Here is an 18,708-nt window from a genome sequence, read left to right on the forward strand (position 1 = left end):
TTATTTCCCCCAGATTTGCGACACGGCATAGGCGATTGCCGCCGCTGGAATGCCAATTTTGATGATTTGCGAGGACAGTTGTCCCTCTTCGGTTTTGAGCGCCTCAAGCTGGGCAGTCATGGCCCCGGCCAGAGTGTCACCAACCATTTGTGCGGCGCTATCGCTCGAATAGATCGCATTTGCGGCCAGATCGCGCATTTCCTGAAGCGCTTCGATCCCCATTTCAAAAGCCTCGTCGGCAACCATATGAACTGACACATCCCCGCCACCTGACACACCGATTGCGCCGTTGTCTCCGGCAACTCGGTTGTCAGACGTGCTTTGACTTGTCGCTGTGCTGCTTTTGGAACTGCTCACAGTGTCACCTCCATCACATATTTGCGCCGTGCGCCGTGCTGCCGCTCAAGTTTGCGCATCAGCCCTTCCCGCTCGGTCCAAGCCAGCACAGAGCGCGCCCCAGAGGCGCGGGCGAAGTCAACAAAGGCGGTTGTGATAGCCGCCGTTACATCGGACTTCGTCGGCCCCTTCACAGCCGCCGCGTTGATCACAAAAGTGACGCCATCCGGCTCCTTAAGAACCGACCAAATGAGTGTCCCAACGCGCCGACCCTCCTCATGGATTTCCCACAGTTGAAAGCGCCCGATCGACACCGCGTCACGGTAGATTTTCAAATCGCGTTCGGTCACGTCTGCGATGCGGCGGAGATCGTCCGCCGCATCCTCTGACCACCGCCCGAGAGTGAATGTCACTTTTTCCAAATCAGCCACGCTGTGACCCCCAAAAGAGCGAAAGGGAAAACCTGTTGCCAAAGCGTCTTGTCTGCCGATTTGAACATAAAGGCCCCTGTTGAAGTTGTGCCCCGGATGACCCGGAAGCCTGAGACGGTCCCGCCGAAAGCTGTAGGCCGGGGATGCCCCCCGCTGCCGCTGCTTCACCTGCCATTTCGCCCCCCTTACTTTTTGGCCAAGTAGTAGATCGCAGCGCCGATCACGCCAAAAATAGCGATGGTGCGCACGTCAAACCCCGCGACCTGCTTGCCCGCCGAAACCTGCGTGTATTGAGGCGTGTCATCCTGTGCGCCCATGGACCCCAGAACCGCGCTTGCAAGGCCAGAAAGCGCCGATGCAAAGCCCGTGGTGCCATCCATTTGTGTGGTATTCACACCCGCCGCCGCCAGCGCGTCCACATACTCGCCAGAGGTTCCGACAATCGGAACGCCAGACGAATAGCCGGGACCGCTTGACGACGAACCGAAAAGCCAATCAGTCACCGAAAAGCCGCTGTTTGCGGTCCCGTATGAAAGATTTCGTGATGGGCCTGCGCTTGAAACAGACGGTACAGAGTCACCAAATGTAAGAGCCATATTTGCCCCCTTTCAAAATTGAGGCCGCGCCAGATCGGCGCGGCGATTGATCAGGCCCCGCGAATGCTCTCGGCGTAGATCGAGAAATTCCCGGTCGTGGCAAAATCGAGTTTGAGGCGGAAGTCAGAAACGGCCATCGGCAAAGTTTCGGAAATGCGGTTTTCCTCGGTGAAATCGATATGCGTCAGACCAGCTTGCGGGACACGCTTGGAATAGCGCGCATTGGCTTCGCGGGTGGCCTTGTCACCGTCCATCACCTTGCGGTTATCCACGTTCACCTCGGCAACGCCGATTTGATCCGTGGTGACATGCAGCGCGCCAAGTGCATATGCACCGCGCGGAATATCCGCGATTTCGGCCTCACCGATCACACCTTGGTTGTGGACAAACTTTTGAATGCGCAAATGCGGCCCAAAAGGCGTTCCCGCCGACTGCTTGGCATAGACGTTAAGGCTGTTGACGGTCACGCCTTCGGCAATGTCCATTTCAAGCGCGAAAGAGGCCATGCCGCCCGCCGTGCCGTAAGAGGTTTGATCCTCGCCGCCCGGCGTACGCATCCAAGGCCGCGAGAGGAACAAAGGCAACACGCCAGCGGTCAATTCGATGCCGTAGAACTTGTTCAGCTTGACCAGATCGCCCGCGTCAATCTGAATGCGGGTGTCACCGTTCACGATCAGACGGATTTCTTCGAGATAGTCGCCCCATTTGGAAATCGGTACATCAGCGGGAGAACCTGCCATTTGAACATTCATACGAATGTTGAACATGTGATAGGTGAGGCCAAGCGGAAGCTGGACAGATGCGGTTTGACCCGCGCCGATGCCAAGCGGTGTCGGCATTTTTTTGTTGGTGCGCATGTCAGCGGCCCCCTTAGTTGAAGCCGTTGCGAGCGGTTTTGACAATTTCGATGTCAGAAAGCTGCGCCATGACAAAGCCCGCCAGCATGACGGACGTGGTGACGATTGCCACCAATTTAAGATCGGTCTTTTTCATCAGGCCATAACCCCGTTTTTAGTTTGCGGGGCGCTCATAAATTGGCGTGTCAAATAGAAGACGATTAGGCCAGAAATGACCGAAGCGGCGACCGTATGAGTGAGAGAATTTGCCAAGAGAAAGGCCCCTGTTTCAGTTGAGAACAGGAGCCTTATTAGGGACGAATATTTTGGGTGTTAAACCTAGCCCTATTACCTAGGGATAAGGCCGTGCTTTTTTTGGCTTAGGCCCTCTTTTTCTTGGCGCTCGGCGCGCGGTTCGAGTTGGCCGCAAACGTCACCTTACCCTTACTTACTAGGCCGTTTTTTTCATGCAGATAGTGCAGATTTTCCCTAGGTAGGTCATTAGGATTACATCCAATCTCTGCCGCCGCCGCTGTCTTGTCTCGCGGCCCCTTTTGGCGGAAAACAACTGTCTCAGTGCAATTTCCACGAAACCGGGTTTCAACCTCGGCCAAACGCTGAGACACGCCTATGACTTCGATCCCATAATGGCGACCGCGAGAACAAATCTCAGCAAAGTTTCGGCAATTGCGCGCGCCGCCTGATACCGGAAAAGCCGTATTCATTTCTTCAACCACAAGCGTTAAATTGCGCCCCGGTTTTCCGTCCTTAAACGGCTTCTGAACCCGCAGCAGGAAGGCGCTCAATCTGTCAAGCGCTTCCATTTCGGCCCCCATGCTGGGGCGATATGACACCCGGAAGCCAAGCCAGTTTCGGGCGATTTCGCGTTGAACGTCAATAAAGCGAGAAACGGCTTTCGCGTTCTCATACTCGGCCAAAGGATCGAACATAACCACGCGCTTTAGCTGGGCGATACGTTGCTTTGTGTAGGCGGATTTCCCAGAGCCAGACGCACCCCAGACCCCTACCCGGCCCGCGTTGCTTTTGGAACTCATGCGGCCTCCTCCGCATCCATCCAATCAACAGGCCCCGGCGCGGCGTTTTTGTTTGCCGCCTCTGGCTCGGCCTCTCGGCGTGTTTTGAACTGCGGTTCGGTTTGTTTATTGACTGGCCGCATAGCCTCAATTTTGGCGCGGCGGCGCTCGATCAGGATTGCGCGCACAGCCCCGGCTTGCAGGATCATAAATGGCAACATGCGGGCAATGGCTCCGAATGTGTCATTTGTCGAAAGCAACAGGCTTGGAAAGTGCATTTCGATCAGATCATAAGCCGCATCTGCGGCTTCATCTGAGGCGGGCTTTTTTTCCGATGTGATTGCCAGCGGTTTCAGGTCTGGCAACATCATTGCAGGGAGGTTGAAAGAGGTTTCCCAAAGCGCATAAAACGCCTCTCGGCTCATACGATCCGGCGCGCCTTCGATCTGAGAGGCCATGTCCTCGGCTTCTTCGGCGGTGTAAACGCCATTTGCCCCGTGATCGTCTTCGATTTCATCGACAATCAAATTTGCCATGTGTGCGGCTTCTGGGTGGATTTCGATTTCTCCGCTTTCGCCGTTCTCAAAGCCCGTATTCATTCAACATTCCCCCGCTCTTTTTCGGCTCGTTCGGCGCGCCATTTTCGTTGGCGCTCGGCGCGCGGTTTTCATTGGCCGGGACCATGGCGGGCTTAGATACCTTGGTAGGTTGAATTTCGCCCGCTTTAACTAGGTAACTGCGCCGCATGTCGCGACTGGCAACGCCACCCCACCGAAAATGTGCATTGCACGGCGTGGCCGTGTCGCCCTGCGGATAATAGCAGTTGTAAATTGCCATACCCGTCTTGCTCGCGGTGATCTGGACCTTTTGGCCGCATGAAAAACACTTGCATGTGCCCAAAACCGTTCCCGGTTCTAATTCGAATTGTCGTTTAAGAGGCGTTGCCATGATCGCCCCCTTTCGCGAGTTCATCGACACGCGCCGAGAGGTCCACAAGGAACCCCGTCACATCGTCCACCAAATCGCCCGCCATTTTGGCGCGCTCAAATAGTGGCGCGGCCTTCGCATCAGCGGCGCGCGCCCTAAGCATCTTTGCCCGGTCCTTGAAGTTCATTTTCAGATTTTCCTATTTAGAATTTTCACCCCCAAAATCGCTAATCTCGCAACCTTAGGTAGCTAATTTATAATCATTCTAAATTGTGTGTGAATCCCATAAATCAAAAAACGCCTCAGAAGGCCGCTACAGGCGCTCTAAGGCGTTTTGGCTACATACACTCACAAATCAATCCAATCGCTCCACAGCCCCCGATTTTTGGGGTTTCCTGTGCTCTCTACCCTGCCCCTCCGGTGCCGATCGCATATTGATCCCCCTACCCCGCGCTCATGTTCTCAGGCGTTCACCCCCCGTTTTAGTTCTGTTCACCTGCGCACCGATCCACGGCCACAGGCTCACCCCAAGGCGCTACCACATCCGCACCATGCTCCATTTCAGAGCAAATGCGCCGCGCCTCCCCCTCACTTCGCCGTAGGTGGCGTTCCTCGGCTTCGTGGCTCGATCATAGAGCCAGCTTGTCAATTGCGCCTCAGACATATCAGCCCGCACTTTATCCCCATCGGGGCGACTAGCCCCGGCCTTATTCCCTGTTCTTATTGTTCTTTCTGTTGCGGCCCCATTTTTTGGGGTGGTAGTTTCCGTCTTTTGGGGTGGTTGTTGTTCTTTTTTGGGGTGGTTGTTTTGTTCATATCCAGACCATGCCGGAAGCCCGAAGCCGTAAACAGTTGCGCTTCCATGTCCTCCGTTTTCGTAAGCGATTGCCACAATCAACCCGGCATCCCGCAGTGCCTTTAGGTGCTTGTCCATTGTGTTTTTGCTTGCTCCGGTCAATTCCCGGAGAATTTTCTTGCCGGGTCGAGCTTGACCTGTGTCGTAGTTTCTAAACGATAAAAGGGCCGTTAGAACTGAGATTGAATAACCTTTAAACCCATGTCTGCGCGCCTCCTGAATTACAGCCCGTTCGTACTTCCTGCCATATGGCTTTTTTGCTCCATCACTGCGCATTGCGGATAGCCTCCGCTATTTCATCGCACATAAAGCACATTGGTAGCGCGCCAATCGTTCCGTCCCCTTCCATTGCCTTGATATGGTTGTAGACAACGACTTTGCCGCGTTTCAGAAAGCGCGCGATCTGCGGGGCCTTGATGCCTTTTGCATAGCCGATGCGGATCACATCGCGCTCAAATTCTGTAATGAACTTGCCTTTAGCCATTTTTCTTTGCGTTAGGGTCTAATCGGGTTTATAACCAGAATCACTGTGTTGCAGGCTTGACCGCTTGCTAATCCCTCGGGAGCGCCAATCTCCTGCCCTTGGTTGATCATAGGGCTTCGGCTAGTAGGCGTCAGCTTTTTACCTTAACCCCCTGCCCCGCAGGGGGTTTTAGTCGTTGGAAGTAATACCAATTATAGGATTAATTGACATCCTCAAAAATGAACGCCATTTGGGTGATTTCTCTTTATCCGTTGCCTTCCCCTCGGCCGCCCTGTTGCGTCGCCATTGTGCATTCTCGCGCCATGCGCTCAGGTCTTGCAAAACGTCGTTGAGACCGTCATCCCTGATGCAAGCCAACGAGATATCTGAAAACGCCATGCCAAGCCGCCTATGCCTCAGCTGAAGATTTCAAATCGTGATGCCAGACGTCTTTGGCTTGCGGCGCACGGCTTATCTGCACCGCCACGCTGTGATCTTGAGACGCTGGCTTTGATCCGATCCTTGGGGTTTGTTCAACTCGATACCATTCAAGTGGTCTCCCGCGCCCATCACCATATCCTTTGGAGCCGCGATCAAACCTATCGCGAACCCGTTTTGGACGGCTTGCTTGCGACAGATCGTCAGGTGTTTGAACACTTCACTCATGATGCCTCTATCCTGCCGATGGCCTTTTTGCCAATGTGGCAGCGTCAATTTCGCAGAATGAAAGAAAAAGTCGGACGATCTTCGTGGTACGGAGATGCGCTCAACGCGGATTTTCTGGACACGCTGATGCGCCGCATCGCAGACGAAGGCCCGCTGTCCACCCGTGACTTTGACACCCGCGTCGATGGGCCAAAAGAAATGTGGAAACGTCCGCCGCATAAAAAGGCGCTGGATTATCTTTGGTATTCGGGTGAGCTTGCCACCAGTCATCGCGACGGGTTCACAAAGTTTTATGACCTCGCTGAACGGGTGTTTCCGCCGGATCTTCGGGCTGTTCAGCTTGCGGATCAGGAGCAAATCGACTGGCTGTGTCACGCGGCGCTGGAGCGGATCGGGTTTGGTACGCTGACGGACATCCGAAAATTCTGGGACGCCACAGAGGCCTCTGAGGTGTCAAAATGGGCCGAGCAGCACACCAATGCCTTGGTTCCGGCTGAGGTGCAGGCCGCCGATGGCACGTGGTCCAAAGTCTGGGCCTGCGCCGATATTGAAGCCCGTCTGAGCGCCCTAAAGCCCGCCACGCGTTTGCGCATTCTCAACCCGTTTGATCCGGCGATCCGCGACCGTGTCCGCCTAAAGCGCTTGTTCGGCTTTGATTACACTGTGGAAATGTTTGTCCCTGCCGCAAAACGTCAATGGGGATATTATGTCTTTCCCGTCTTGGATGGGCATAGATTTGTTGCGCGTATTGAGATCAAAGCGGACAGATCCTCCAAAACCTTGAACGTGCTCAACCATTGGCAGGAACCGGGCATTGCCCCGTCCAAGACGCGCACAGACAGGTTGAACACGGAACTCGCAAAGTTTGCGCGTTTGGCGGATCTGGACACGGTGCGTTGGCGTTGCCAGAGCGCATGAAATTTCGAAATCATCCCCCGGATGGCGGACAAGGCTTGACCTCTCGAATAATTTGATCATATTTTTCCGCAAGTTTTCTTGCGTCGAAAGTCACAGGCTTTTGGAGCACATGTTTTCGGTGTTTTCGCAGCACGTTCGATGTTCGGCTGTGACGGCATGTTGGCTTGGGCCGACACCGTTGCCGCGTCGATCAATAGTGCGTTGCGTCGCCGCCGTATCCCGACCTCGCCACACTGATCCGGCGACATTCATAAAGGACTCTGAGCGCATGACCGACAATCACCTCCCCACCGCGGACCTCCAAGCTCTTGACGCGGCGCATCATATGCATCCGTTTACGCAAGGTGCGGAGTTGGCCCAAAAAGGCGCGCGGATCATCACCTCCGCCCAGGGCGTGTGGTTGACCGACAGCGAAGGCGAAGTGATCCTTGATGCCATGGCTGGTCTGTGGTGCGTTAATATCGGGTACGGCCGTCAGGAATTGGTCGACGCTGCGGCGCGCCAGATGCAACAACTGCCCTTCTATAACACCTTTTTTCAAACCTCGACTGTGCCCGCAATCATGTTGGCCAAACGTCTGGCCGAGCTTGCGCCGGGCGATTTGAATCATGTGTTTTTCAACGGCTCCGGTTCGGATTCCAACGACACAAACCTGCGCATGGTGCGCCATTATTGGGCCGCCAAAGGCCAACCTGAACGGTCTATCGTGATTTCGCGTTGGAATGGCTACCACGGCTCGACCATGGGCGCGGCCTCACTGGGCGGGATGAAGGGCATGCACGCTCAGGGCGGCCTGCCGATCCCCGGCATCGTGCATATTGATCAACCCGACTGGTGGTCCGAAGGCGGCGACATGAGCCCCGAAGACTTCGGCCTTGAACGCGCTCGTCAATTGGAGGCGAAAATCCTTGAGCTTGGGGCCGATAAGGTCGCGGCGTTTATCGCTGAACCGATCCAGGGCGCTGGCGGCGTGATCGTGCCTCCCGCCACCTACTGGCCTGAAATTCAACGCATTTGTAAACAATACGGCATCTTGTTGGTCGCCGACGAAGTGATCACTGGCTTTGGCCGCACTGGCAACTGGTTTGGTTGTCAAACCATGGGCATCACCCCCGACATCATGACCTGCGCCAAGGGCATCACCTCGGGCTATATCCCTTTGGGCGCGTCCATCGTTTCCACTGAGATTTTCAACACGCTCAATGAGGCTGACGAATTTGCCCATGGCTATACCTATGCCGGACATCCGGTGGCCTGTGCCGTGGCGCTTGAAAACCTGCGCCTGTTGGATGAGGACGGCATTGTTGAGCGTGCGGGGTCTGACATCGCGCCCTATCTGAAAGAAAAATGGGAAGCGCTTGCCGATCACCCGCTTGTGGGCGAGGCCAAAATTGTCGGTCTCATGGGGTCCATCGCCCTGACCCCGAACAAAGCCACCCGTGCCAAATTTGCCAGCCCCGCCGGCACTGTTGGCTATTATTGCCGCGAACGCTGCTTTGCCAACAATCTGATCATGCGCCATGTTGGCGACCGGATGGTGATCTCGCCGCCTTTGGTCATCACCAAGGCGGAAATCGACACGCTGGTTGAGCGCGCGCGTCGTTCCTTGGATGAAACTTTGGCCCATCTTAACGCGGAGGGGCTGAACGTTTCAGCCTAGTCTCATGGACATTCTCACCATCAACGACACCCCCGGCCAACACGCCCGGTCCTTTTACGCCGCCACCGCCAAAGCGCCCGGTCCCTACCCTGTGGCCGAAGGCGCGATCAAGGCCGATGTCTGTGTCGTTGGCGGTGGCTATGGTGGGCTGTCTGCGGCGCTGCATCTGGCCCGTCAGGGATTGGATGTGGTGCTGTTGGAGGCCTCGCGTGTCGGCTCTGGTGCCTCTGGCCGCAATGGCGGTCAGGTCTCCACCGGGCAGCGGTTGGAACAGGGCGACCTGGAAAAACGGGTCGGGTTAGACACGGCCCGTGTGCTTTGGGATATGGGGTCTGAGGCGGTCGATCTGGTCAAGGCGTTGATCCATGAAGATGGCGATGAGTGTGGGTGGACCGATGGTGTGATCCACGCCAATCACCGGGCGCGGTATGGCGCGCATTCCCAGGCCCATGTCGCGCATCTCAACCACACTTATGGCTATGACAAAATCCGCTACCTCACGCGCGATGACATCCGCCACGAAGTCGGCAGCCCCGGCTATCATTCCGGCTCTCTGGACATGGGATCGGGGCACCTTCACCCGCTGCGCTATGCTTTTGCCTTGGCCCGTTTGGCGACGGCGGCAGGCGTGCGGATCTATGAAACCTCGCGCGTCACCAAACTCGACACAGCGGCAAAACCGCGGGTTCACACCGAGGCGGCAGTGATTGACGCTGATCATTTGATCATGGCGCTCAACGGCTATCACAACAATCTGTTGCCCGCCGTCAGCCAACGCGTGATGCCGATCAACAACTTCATCGCGGTGACAGAGCCCCTGCCCCACGATCTGGCCAATCGCTTGATCCCAAATCGCTATGCCGTGGCGGACAGCCGCTTTGTGATCAATTACTTCCGCCTGTCTGAGGACAATCGGATGATCTTTGGCGGTGGTGAAAGCTATGGATACAAATTCCCATCTGACCTGCGCGCCAAGGTGCGCGGGCCGATGGTGGAGGTGTTTCCCCAGCTCAAATCAGCCAAATTTGAGTACGCTTGGGGCGGCACATTGGGCATTACCATGTCGCGCCTGCCGCATTTTGATCGCCTTGGCCCCTCTGCCCTCTCTATCGCCGGGTTTTCTGGTCAAGGCGTGGCACTGGCAACCCTCGCTGGTAAAATCGCGGCTGAGGCCATCGGCGGTCAGGCCGCTCGGTTTGATGTGATGGACCACTTGCCCACTCCGGGGTTTCCGGGCGGGGCAAAACTGCGCACACCGCTCTTGGTGGCGGCAATGACATGGTACGCACTGCGTGACAAAATATAAATTCCAACAGGTATGAGGCTCACATGACGCACTTGAAAACAGATCGCTTCTTTATCGGCGGCCAATGGGGGGAACCCAAAGGTCGTGAAACTCTTGATGTGATCAACCCCGCCACCGAGGAGGTGTTTGCCTCTGTCGCTATGGGCAACGCGGCCGATGTGGACGCTGCGGTGGCAGCGGCCAAGGCCGCCTTCCCCTCTTTTTCACGCACCACAAAAGCGGAGCGTTTGGAGCTTTTGGCCGCGATCCGTGGCGCCTACCAAGCCCGCTATGACGAGATGGCCCAAGCAATTTCCGAGGAAATGGGGGCGCCGATTTCGCTCTCGGAACGTGCGCAAGCTGCGGTCGGTATTGGTCATTTGGATGGGGTGGTTAAGGCGCTTGAAGCCTTTGAATTTGAGCATAAAAATAGCGTTGGTGATTTGATCCTCCATGAACCGATTGGCGTGTGTGGGTTCATCACGCCGTGGAACTGGCCGATCAACCAAATCGCGCTCAAGGTCATTCCGGCGATTGCCGCAGGTTGCACGATGGTGCTCAAACCCTCCGAACTGACACCGATGAACGCGCTGCTTTACGCGGAGATTTTGGAACAAGCCGGTGTGCCCGCGGGCGTGTTCAATCTCGTGAACGGTGATGGACCAAATGTCGGTGCCGCGATTTCCAGCCACCCGGATGTGGCGATGGTGTCCTTTACCGGTTCGACCCGTGCGGGTGTGGAAATCTCCAAAGCCGCTGCTCCGACGATCAAACGGGTGACTCTTGAGCTTGGTGGTAAATCCCCCAACATTCTGTTGGACGATTGCGATTTGGACGCGGCAGTCAAACGCGGTGTGCGCCATTGTTTCCAAAACACTGGCCAAAGCTGCAACGCCCCGACGCGGATGTTGGTGCCCGCAAGCCAATATGAAGCGGCAATGGAGATCGCCAAAGAGGCGGCTGAGGCCACCACGGTGGGATTGCCGTCCCAGCCCGGCTCCCACATCGGCCCGCTGGTGTCGCAAATGCAATATGACCGGGTACAAAGCCTGATTCAGGTCGGGATTGAGGATGGCGCGCGCGTGGTTGCGGGCGGTCTTGGTCGTCCCGAAGGCTTTAACCGGGGCTATTTCTGTCGTCCGACGGTGTTTGGCGAGGTGACCAATGATATGCGCATCGCCCAAGAAGAGGTGTTTGGCCCGGTCTTGGTGATGATTTCTTATGAAGATGACGCAGACGCCGTGCGCATCGCCAATGACACACCCTATGGTTTGGCCGCTTATATCCAAGCCGGTGATGAGGCCCGCGGGATGGCCATGGCGCGCGAGATTCGTGCGGGCATGGTACATCTTAATGGCTCAGACATCTCCTATGGCTCACCGTTTGGCGGCTATAAATTGTCGGGCAATGGTCGTGAAGGCGGCGCCTATGGGATCGAAGATTTCTGTGAAATCAAGGCCGTATCCGTCTAAATTCAGGTTTCACCTAAGCCGCATCTACACCAATGACGCGCCGTCCGACAGGATGGCGCGTACATTTTCCATGCCTTGCAACACATCCGAACGGATCGCTTCGGCCACCGCATCCGCGTCACGCATCCGCAGCGCGGCAATGGCGGCCATATGCATATCCGGCAGGTTTTGCGTGCCAAACCGCGTGCACATCACCCGCAACGCGGGGGCCGAACGCAACCACAGCGCATCGACGATGGGACCGATCACCTCGGCCTGCGCCGGCGCGTAAAGCGCCATATGAAAGCGGTGATTGTGGATCATGTATCCACGGGTGTCGCCCTGGCGCATTGAGGCATCAATCGCATCATCTATCTCTTCCAACGCTTTGATTTCATCCATAGAAATACTCATGGCTGCGCGGCGCGCCAATTCTGGTTCTAAGCTACAGCGGGCCAAGATCAGCTCATCCACCTGGGCCAATGTCAGCACCGGCACCGTCACCCGGCGGTTGCCGTGAAAAATCAAAGCGCCCTCCGAGGTCAGCCGACGAATGGCCTCACGCACGGGTGTCATGCCGGACCCAAGCTGGTCAATCAGCCCCTGAATGGTGACAGGCTGGCCGGGCACCAAATCGCCTGAGAGGATCAGATCACGAATCCCGCGATAGGTCCGCAGGTGGGCAGGTTCCTTGATTTGGATGGCCGTCATCGTTTTGATCCTTCGCGGTGCATCTGTCTCTTCCTTGATCCCATAAAGTGTTTCGCGAAAAACGTGAATCAAAACTTTGCCGTCACCTGCGAAGACCGGCAGGGTGTTGCATGCATTTTGGTCGCTGGGTGTCGGATGCCGATATTCGCATCAGTTTAAAGCGTCACGCCGCCAGAGTTCCAGACCGCGCAAATCAAAAACACCGCCCCTTTTGCAAAGGGCGGTGCATTTTTCATCTTTGAAACCACAGGGATATTAGCCGAGCGCGTAGCCTGCCCCGCGCACAGTGCGCACCGGGTCAATCCCGCCATATTGGCACAGAGCTTTGCGCAACCGGCCGATATGGACATCGACGGTGCGGGTGTCGACATAGATGTCGCGGCCCCAAACCCGATCCAATAGCTGTTCGCGTGACCAAACCCGGCCCGGCTTTTCCATAAAGGTGGACAACAGCCGGAATTCGGTTGGCCCAAGTTTCAACGAGCTTTCGCCACGTGTCACCCGGTGGGTTTCACTGTCGAGGCGGATGTCTTCGAATTCCAACACCTGTCCCGCCGCCGCCGGACGCACGCGCCGCAATTGCGTGCGCACCCGCGCCATCAGTTCGATCACCGAATAGGGTTTGACGACATAGTCATCCGCGCCGGTCTCTAACCCACGCACCCGGTCCACCTCTTCGGAGCGGGCGGAGAGCATGATGACCGGAATATCGCGTGTGTCCGCGCGGGTTTTCAAACGACGGCAAATCTCGATGCCGGACACGCCCGGAAGCATCCAATCAAGCACGATGATATCTGGCTGATCTTCGTCGACAAACAACAGAGCATCATCGCCATTCTCGGCTTTCGAGACGACAAAACCTTCGGCTTCGAGGTTATAGGCCAAGACTTCGCGTTGTGCGGGTTCGTCTTCGACCACCAGAACGCGGGGTTGATCTGCGGCCATTATTCGTCCTCCACATCCATCATTTTATGCGAGGTGATGTCGCCTTTCGGACGCGCATCCTCAGGCAATTCGCCGGTGGTGAGATAGATCACCTGTTCGGCGATCGAGGTGGCGTGATCGCCCATGCGTTCGATGTTTTTGGCGATGAAATGCAGGTGCATGCAAGCGGTGATGTTGCGCGGATCTTCCATCATGTAGGTGAGGAATTCGCGGAACAGCGCGTTGTACATCTGATCGACATCGAGGTCGCGGTGACGGACTTCGTTGGCCATGCCGACATCACGCTGAATATAGGCATCGAGCGCCAGTTTGAGCATTTCCTCAACCTCGCGCGCCATGCGGCGGATCGAGGTTGCGGCCCCTGTGATCGGGCTCATATTGACCAAAACCCCGGTGCGTTTGGCGAGGTTTTTGGCGTAATCGCCGCAGCGTTCCAAGTTGGTGGAGATTTTCATCACCGTCAACACCGTGCGCAAATCACCGGCCGTCGGAGAGCGCAAAGCGATGAGGCGCGCGGCCTCCTCGTTCACTTCCTCTTCCAGCTTGTCGATGGCTTTGTCGGATTTGCGGACCTTTTCAGCCAGCTCAACATCACGCTCTTCGAGCGCTTGAGCCGCGTCTTTGATATTGGCTTCAACCAACCCGCCCATTTTCATGATCAGGGCCTGAATGGCCTCCAGATCACGGTCAAACGCAGAGGCAATATGTTTGTTATCGTTATGCATTTCTATCTCCCTTAGCCGATCCGGCCGGTGATGTAGCTTTCAGTGCGCTCATCTTTGGGGTTGGTGAAAATTTGTTGGGTGTCGCCGTATTCAACAAGGTTGCCAAGGTGGAAAAACGCGGTCTTTTGGCTGACGCGCGCGGCCTGTTGCATCGAGTGGGTCACGATCACCACAGAGAAGTTTTCGCGCAGCTCGTCAATCAATTCTTCGACTTGCAGCGTGGCAATCGGGTCCAGCGCAGAACAGGGCTCGTCCATCAACAACACTTCGGGTTCGGTCGCCACAGCCCGGGCGATGCACAGACGCTGTTGCTGACCACCGGACAGACCTGTTCCGGGGGCCTGAAGGCGATCTTTGACCTCGTCCCAAATCGCCGCACGGCGCAGGGATTTTTCAACGATCACGTCCAAATCTGCTTTTGATCCGGCCAGCCCGTGAATGCGCGGGCCATAGGCGACGTTGTCATAGATGGATTTCGGGAACGGGTTCGGTTTTTGGAACACCATGCCCACTTTCGCGCGCAGCTGCACCGGATCGACGCGTTTGTCGTAAATGTCCTCTTGGTCGAGCAAAATCTTGCCCTCCACGCGACAGACATCAATCGTGTCGTTCATCCGGTTCAAACAGCGCAAGAAGGTGGACTTGCCACAGCCCGACGGACCGATAAAGGCGGTGACGGTTTTGTCTTTGATCTCGACGTCCACGTCTTTGATCGCGTGGGTGTCGCCGTAAAAAACCTGTACGCCTTTGGCTGAGATTTTGGTGTCGTTCATGTCCACGTCTCTTTTCACAATTCGCATATCGTTCATGGCTCAGACCTCATTACCAGCGACGCTCAAAGCGGCGGCGCAAAATGACGGCGATGATGTTCATCGTCATCAGGAACAAAAGAAGGATGATGATGCCGCCCCATGCCCGTTCATAATAGGCAGGATCGGCACGTTTGGCCCATTCGTAAATCTGGGCCGGCATGGCGGAGTTCGGATCAAGAAAGCCGGAGGCGATCCCGTCGGGCATGTTGGAGGCGATAAAGCCCACCATCCCGATCAGCAACAAAGGTGCGGTTTCACCCAAAGCCTGTGCCAGACCGATGATGGTCCCGGTCAAAATCCCCGGCATCGCCAAGGGCAACACATGGTGGAACACCGATTGCATTTTCGACGCCCCGACCCCCAAAGCGGCGTCCCGGATCGACGGCGGCACGGCTTTCAATGAGGCGCGGGTCGAAATTATGATCGTCGGCAAGGTCATCAGCGTCAACACCAACCCCCCCACAAGCGGCGCGGATTGCGGCAATTGCGCGAACTGAATGAACACGGCCAGACCAAGGATACCGAACACGATCGAAGGCACCGCGGCGAGGTTCGAAATGTTGACCTCGATGAGATCGGTAAAGCGGTTTTGCGGCGCGAACTCTTCGAGGTAGATCGAGGTGGCCACACCGATGGGCAGCGACAGCAAAAGCACCACGATCATCATGAACAAAGAGCCCATCATCGAGACACCGATCCCGGCCTGTTCCGGGCGGCTTTCAGAGGCATCGGAGCCAAAGATGAAATCCGCGTTGAACGTGGTCGCCATCAACCCGGCTTTGACCATCGCATCAGAGATGTCGAGATGTTCGGCATCGAGGTTTTTATCGCGCACCAATGCATCACGGGTCACACGGCCTTTGAAATAGCCATCAACCCGCGAGGAGGCCAAAAGGCGGAACTCGACCGAGGTGCCAACAAGCGAGGGATCGGCCAAAACCGTATCGCGCACTTGGGCGGCCACCGAAGAGGACAGGAGTTTTTCAACGTCCTTTTCCTTTTTGAACGGGATGGCGATCCCTGCGTCTTTCAGCGCGGCGATCAACGCATTGGTCACCACCGGCTTGTAGCCAAAGGTCGAGACTTTTGACATCTCAGCAACATCGCGGTTGCCGGTCTTGTCCAAAGCGGACTCAGTCAACTCCACCGGAATGGTGATGAACGTCTGTTTGAACGCCGGAATGCCGTTGGAAAAAATCGCCACAAGCAGCGCCACGAGGAAGAACAAGCCAACCGAAATGGCGGCCACGCCATAGGCTTTGAACCGGGCTTCGGATTGGTTGCGCCGTTTGGTGCGTTTGGTTTCGTCATAGAGCGAGGAGGTGCTCTTTGGGGTCGGTTGCGTATTCGCGGTCATATCGGACATTAGTCATACTGCTCCCGGTATTTGCGCACGATGTAGAGCGCGAAGATGTTAAGCCCGAGGGTGATCACAAAGAGCGTCATCCCCAGGGCAAAGGCGACAAGCGCTTCGGGCGAGGCAAAATCGGCGTCGCCTGTAAGCTGTGACACGATTTTGGCGGTCACTGTGGTCATCGCTTCGAACGGGTTGCCAGACAGGCGCGCGGCAGCCCCTGCCCCAAGCACCACGATCATGGTTTCCCCAATGGCGCGCGAGGCGGCCAAAAGGATCGCGCCGACGATGCCCGGCAATGCGGCAGGCAAAATCACCTGTTTCACCGTTTCGGATTTGGTCGCACCAAGGCCCAAAGAGCCATCGCGCATCGCCTGAGGCACGGAGTTGATGATGTCGTCCGAAAGCGAGGAGACGAAGGGGATCAACATCACCCCCATCACCAGACCCGCGGTCATCACGGCGGTGCCGCCTTTCATCCACTCAACGCCAAGTGCGCCGCCATCACCAAACAGATCGACCAAAAGCGGCCCAACGGTCAGCAACGCGAAGAGACCGTAAACGATGGTCGGGATGCCCGCGAGCACTTCCAGCAACGGTTTGGCAATCGCGCGCACTTTCGGACCCGCGTATTCAGACAGGTACACAGCCGCAAACAACCCGATCGGAACGGCCACTGCCAATGCGATGAAGGAGATGTAGAACGTGCCCCAAAACAGCGGCAGGATGCCAAGTTCGGAGCCGCCGCCAAAGGAGGGCGACCATGTGAGCCCGAAAAAGAAATCCTTGGCCGGGTAGAGTTTGAAAAACTCGATGGTGTTGGAGAGCAGCGACAGCACGATGCCGAGCGTGGTGAGAATGGCGATAGAGGCCGCACCGATCAACAGCGCAAGAACCACCTTTTCGACCGAATTGCGCGAGCGCTGGTCTTTGTTGGTGCGCAGATAGGACAGCACAAAGCCCATCACAGCCGCGCCCAAGGCCAGCGCGGTCATCAACCAGCGGCCGCCATTCGAGAGGCTGCGATATTTCTGTGCGGCTTGCAAAACATAGGGTTCCACATTCGACCCAAGCGCCACACCGACCGCGCCAAGACGGGCGCGCACATCGGTGAACTCGGTGCGAATGTCGCGGGCTTGCTCACGGGTCATCGCCCCTTCGGCGACCGCCACATCAAGCCCCTCAGCCACGCGGCGCACATCCGACATCACAAGGTTCAAAGACCCTGCGTCCGTGTAAGCGCGCTCAGGGATCAGCGAGGACACTTGGCTTTGAACCACCATCGGCTGCGCGATCAACCAGATCACCATAACGGCGAACCCCGGGATCAATGTCGCGAACAAAACGTTGGCACCATAATAATTGGGCAAAGAATGCAACTGACGAATATCGCCATGTGCATCTTTGAGCGCACGCATGCGCCCAAGTACAAATCCGATAAGGCCAAGGGCCAGAACCAGAACGAAAAGCCACAGAATGGGCATAAGGCGCTTCCTTGCAGATTTTGCAGAACAGGTCAGAGCGGGCAAACGGGGGGATGAAACCGCCCGTTCGGATGAAAAGCGGCGCGAGGGAACCCGCGCCGCTCTGGTATCACCTTCACAAAGCCATCAGGCTTAGTTCATGGTTGCTTCGTCGGACACGCCAGCTTGGGTCGCAGCCAATTCCGGATCAGACACAAGGCCGTACTCGGCGAGCGGGCCGGACGGGCCAGCCATGTCGTCGGACACGAAGAACTCAGCATATTCTTTGAGGCCTGGGATCACGCCGATGTGGGCTTTCTTCACGTAGAAGTACAGCGGGCGGGACACAGGGTATTCACCGGTCGCGATGGATTCGGTGGACGGAACCACACCGGACATGGTCGCAACTTTGAGCGTGTCGGTGTTGTTTTCATAGAATGCGAGACCAAAGACGCCAACGCCGTTGGTGTTTGCGTCGATGCGAGCGAGGGTTTCGGTGTAGTCGCCGTCGATGTCGGTGGACACACCGTCGGTGCGCACTTTGAGGCACTCATCGCCTGCGTCCATGCCAGCCGCTTCGATCAAAGCAGCCGCACCCGTGGCTTCACAGCCCGCTTCGAGCACTTTGACTTCGAACACTTCGCGTGTGCCGTGCTTGGTGCCCGGGATGAAAGCGGCGATTTCAGCGTCCGGAAGATCGGCGTTGAAGTCGGACCATTTGGTGTAGGGGTTGTCAACGAGCGCACCGTCTACGACCACTTTCGGGGCCAAAGCGTTGAACCAATCGGACGGGGTGAAGGCGGTGAAGGCCGGGCCGCTCAACTGGGAGGCGAACACGATGCCATCATAGCCGATGCGGACTTCCATGATGTCGGTCACGCCAGCTTCTGCACAGGCAGCAATTTCTTTGTCTTTGATTTTGCGCGATGCGTTGGCAACGTCGATGGTGTTTTCGCCGACGCCTTCACAGAAGCGTTTGAGGCCAGCGGAAGAGCCACCGGATTCAACAACCGGGGTCGGGAAATCAAAGTTTTCGCCAAAGGCTTCGGCTACGATCGAAGCGTAGGGAAGAACGGTGGAGGAACCGGCGACTTGCACCTGGTCACGAGCGGCGGCAGCAGTGGCCGAAACGGCAGCGATCGCGATCGCAGAGGCGGTCAGTTTCACAAAGGACATCATTTGCTCCTGAATTTGCTTTATGTCCGAGAGCAACATTGCTCCCTCGAGGGGCGGTTTAGG

The 18,708-nt window shown here is 56.6% G+C and carries 21 protein-coding genes and 1 pseudogene; 4 read left to right on the forward strand and 18 right to left on the reverse strand.

What is annotated here, in order from left to right; translation table 11 throughout:
* From DA792_RS07710 to DA792_RS07755, 11 genes are all read right to left on the reverse strand, one after another.
* Positions 1-357: a hypothetical protein gene (locus tag DA792_RS07710; protein WP_159075199.1), complete on the reverse strand. Its 357-nt coding sequence runs from the start codon at positions 355-357 to the stop codon at positions 1-3.
* Complete coding sequence (locus tag DA792_RS07715) at positions 354-767, reverse strand: hypothetical protein (protein ID WP_159075200.1); 414 nt, start codon at positions 765-767, stop codon at positions 354-356. The genes DA792_RS07710 and DA792_RS07715 overlap by 4 nt, the downstream gene beginning before the upstream one ends.
* A 185-nt stretch (positions 768-952) precedes the next feature.
* The gene (locus DA792_RS07720; RefSeq protein WP_159075201.1) at positions 953-1,270 is read right to left on the reverse strand and encodes a hypothetical protein; all 318 of its coding nucleotides are present in this window, start codon (positions 1,268-1,270) and stop codon (positions 953-955) included.
* A gap of 143 nt (positions 1,271-1,413) precedes the next feature.
* On the reverse strand, positions 1,414-2,220 hold the full coding sequence (locus DA792_RS07725) for a major capsid protein P2 (RefSeq protein WP_107719443.1): 807 nt from the start codon (positions 2,218-2,220) through the stop codon (positions 1,414-1,416).
* 13 nt (positions 2,221-2,233) lie between these two features.
* Positions 2,234-2,356 (reverse strand): hypothetical protein, encoded by a 123-nt coding sequence (locus DA792_RS23055; protein ID WP_302666842.1) that lies wholly within the window; start codon positions 2,354-2,356, stop codon positions 2,234-2,236.
* 223 nt (positions 2,357-2,579) lie between these two features.
* Positions 2,580-3,254, reverse strand: coding sequence for a zonular occludens toxin domain-containing protein (locus tag DA792_RS07730; RefSeq protein WP_107719444.1), 675 nt, complete (start codon positions 3,252-3,254; stop codon positions 2,580-2,582).
* Positions 3,251-3,832: a hypothetical protein gene (locus tag DA792_RS07735; protein WP_107719445.1), complete on the reverse strand. Its 582-nt coding sequence runs from the start codon at positions 3,830-3,832 to the stop codon at positions 3,251-3,253. Before DA792_RS07735 ends, DA792_RS07730 begins: the two co-directional genes overlap by 4 nt.
* A complete protein-coding gene (locus DA792_RS07740; protein ID WP_107719446.1) occupies positions 3,816-4,181 on the reverse strand; it encodes a hypothetical protein in 366 nt (121 codons plus the stop codon). Before DA792_RS07740 ends, DA792_RS07735 begins: the two co-directional genes overlap by 17 nt.
* On the reverse strand, positions 4,165-4,323 hold the full coding sequence (locus DA792_RS07745) for a hypothetical protein (protein ID WP_159075202.1): 159 nt from the start codon (positions 4,321-4,323) through the stop codon (positions 4,165-4,167). Before DA792_RS07745 ends, DA792_RS07740 begins: the two co-directional genes overlap by 17 nt.
* 372 nt (positions 4,324-4,695) lie before the next feature.
* Complete coding sequence (locus tag DA792_RS07750; protein WP_107719448.1) at positions 4,696-5,292, reverse strand: helix-turn-helix domain-containing protein; 597 nt, start codon at positions 5,290-5,292, stop codon at positions 4,696-4,698.
* Positions 5,282-5,500: a helix-turn-helix domain-containing protein gene (locus DA792_RS07755; protein WP_107719449.1), complete on the reverse strand. Its 219-nt coding sequence runs from the start codon at positions 5,498-5,500 to the stop codon at positions 5,282-5,284. Before DA792_RS07755 ends, DA792_RS07750 begins: the two co-directional genes overlap by 11 nt.
* Before the next feature lie 390 nt (positions 5,501-5,890).
* Between DA792_RS07755 and DA792_RS07765 the strand changes: the two are divergent.
* The 4 genes and pseudogenes from DA792_RS07765 to DA792_RS07780 form a co-directional block, all read left to right on the forward strand.
* A pseudogene (locus DA792_RS07765) lies at positions 5,891-7,006 on the forward strand (winged helix-turn-helix domain-containing protein); the annotation flags it as partial.
* Between the two features lie 325 nt (positions 7,007-7,331).
* Positions 7,332-8,723, forward strand: a complete 1,392-nt coding sequence (locus DA792_RS07770) for an aspartate aminotransferase family protein (protein WP_107719452.1) — start codon at positions 7,332-7,334, stop codon at positions 8,721-8,723.
* Positions 8,724-8,727: 4 nt separating this feature from the next.
* Positions 8,728-10,029, forward strand: a complete 1,302-nt coding sequence (locus DA792_RS07775; protein WP_107719453.1) for an NAD(P)/FAD-dependent oxidoreductase — start codon at positions 8,728-8,730, stop codon at positions 10,027-10,029.
* 23 nt (positions 10,030-10,052) lie between these two features.
* The gene (locus DA792_RS07780) at positions 10,053-11,480 is read left to right on the forward strand and encodes an aldehyde dehydrogenase family protein (protein ID WP_107719454.1); all 1,428 of its coding nucleotides are present in this window, start codon (positions 10,053-10,055) and stop codon (positions 11,478-11,480) included.
* Positions 11,481-11,504: 24 nt separating this feature from the next.
* Here DA792_RS07780 and DA792_RS07785 read toward each other — a convergent pair whose 3' ends face one another.
* From DA792_RS07785 to DA792_RS07815, 7 genes are all read right to left on the reverse strand, one after another.
* Complete coding sequence (locus tag DA792_RS07785) at positions 11,505-12,170, reverse strand: GntR family transcriptional regulator (RefSeq protein WP_107719455.1); 666 nt, start codon at positions 12,168-12,170, stop codon at positions 11,505-11,507.
* 255 nt (positions 12,171-12,425) lie between these two features.
* Positions 12,426-13,115 (reverse strand): phosphate regulon transcriptional regulator PhoB, encoded by a 690-nt coding sequence (phoB, locus tag DA792_RS07790; protein WP_009571933.1) that lies wholly within the window; start codon positions 13,113-13,115, stop codon positions 12,426-12,428.
* Positions 13,115-13,840, reverse strand: coding sequence for a phosphate signaling complex protein PhoU (phoU, locus tag DA792_RS07795; RefSeq protein WP_107719456.1), 726 nt, complete (start codon positions 13,838-13,840; stop codon positions 13,115-13,117). The genes phoB and phoU overlap by 1 nt, the downstream gene beginning before the upstream one ends.
* An 11-nt stretch (positions 13,841-13,851) precedes the next feature.
* Positions 13,852-14,649, reverse strand: a complete 798-nt coding sequence (pstB, locus tag DA792_RS07800) for a phosphate ABC transporter ATP-binding protein PstB (protein ID WP_040402121.1) — start codon at positions 14,647-14,649, stop codon at positions 13,852-13,854.
* 13 nt (positions 14,650-14,662) lie between these two features.
* Positions 14,663-16,018: a phosphate ABC transporter permease PstA gene (gene pstA, locus DA792_RS07805; protein WP_107719457.1), complete on the reverse strand. Its 1,356-nt coding sequence runs from the start codon at positions 16,016-16,018 to the stop codon at positions 14,663-14,665.
* Positions 16,018-17,490, reverse strand: coding sequence for a phosphate ABC transporter permease subunit PstC (gene pstC, locus DA792_RS07810; protein WP_107719458.1), 1,473 nt, complete (start codon positions 17,488-17,490; stop codon positions 16,018-16,020). Before pstC ends, pstA begins: the two co-directional genes overlap by 1 nt.
* A gap of 132 nt (positions 17,491-17,622) precedes the next feature.
* Positions 17,623-18,645: a substrate-binding domain-containing protein gene (locus DA792_RS07815; RefSeq protein ID WP_107722612.1), complete on the reverse strand. Its 1,023-nt coding sequence runs from the start codon at positions 18,643-18,645 to the stop codon at positions 17,623-17,625.
* Between the last annotated feature and the right edge of the window lie 63 nt (positions 18,646-18,708).

Source organism: Celeribacter baekdonensis (genome assembly GCF_003047105.1).
In the GTDB taxonomy this organism is placed as follows: Bacteria; Pseudomonadota; Alphaproteobacteria; order Rhodobacterales; family Rhodobacteraceae; genus Celeribacter; species Celeribacter baekdonensis_B.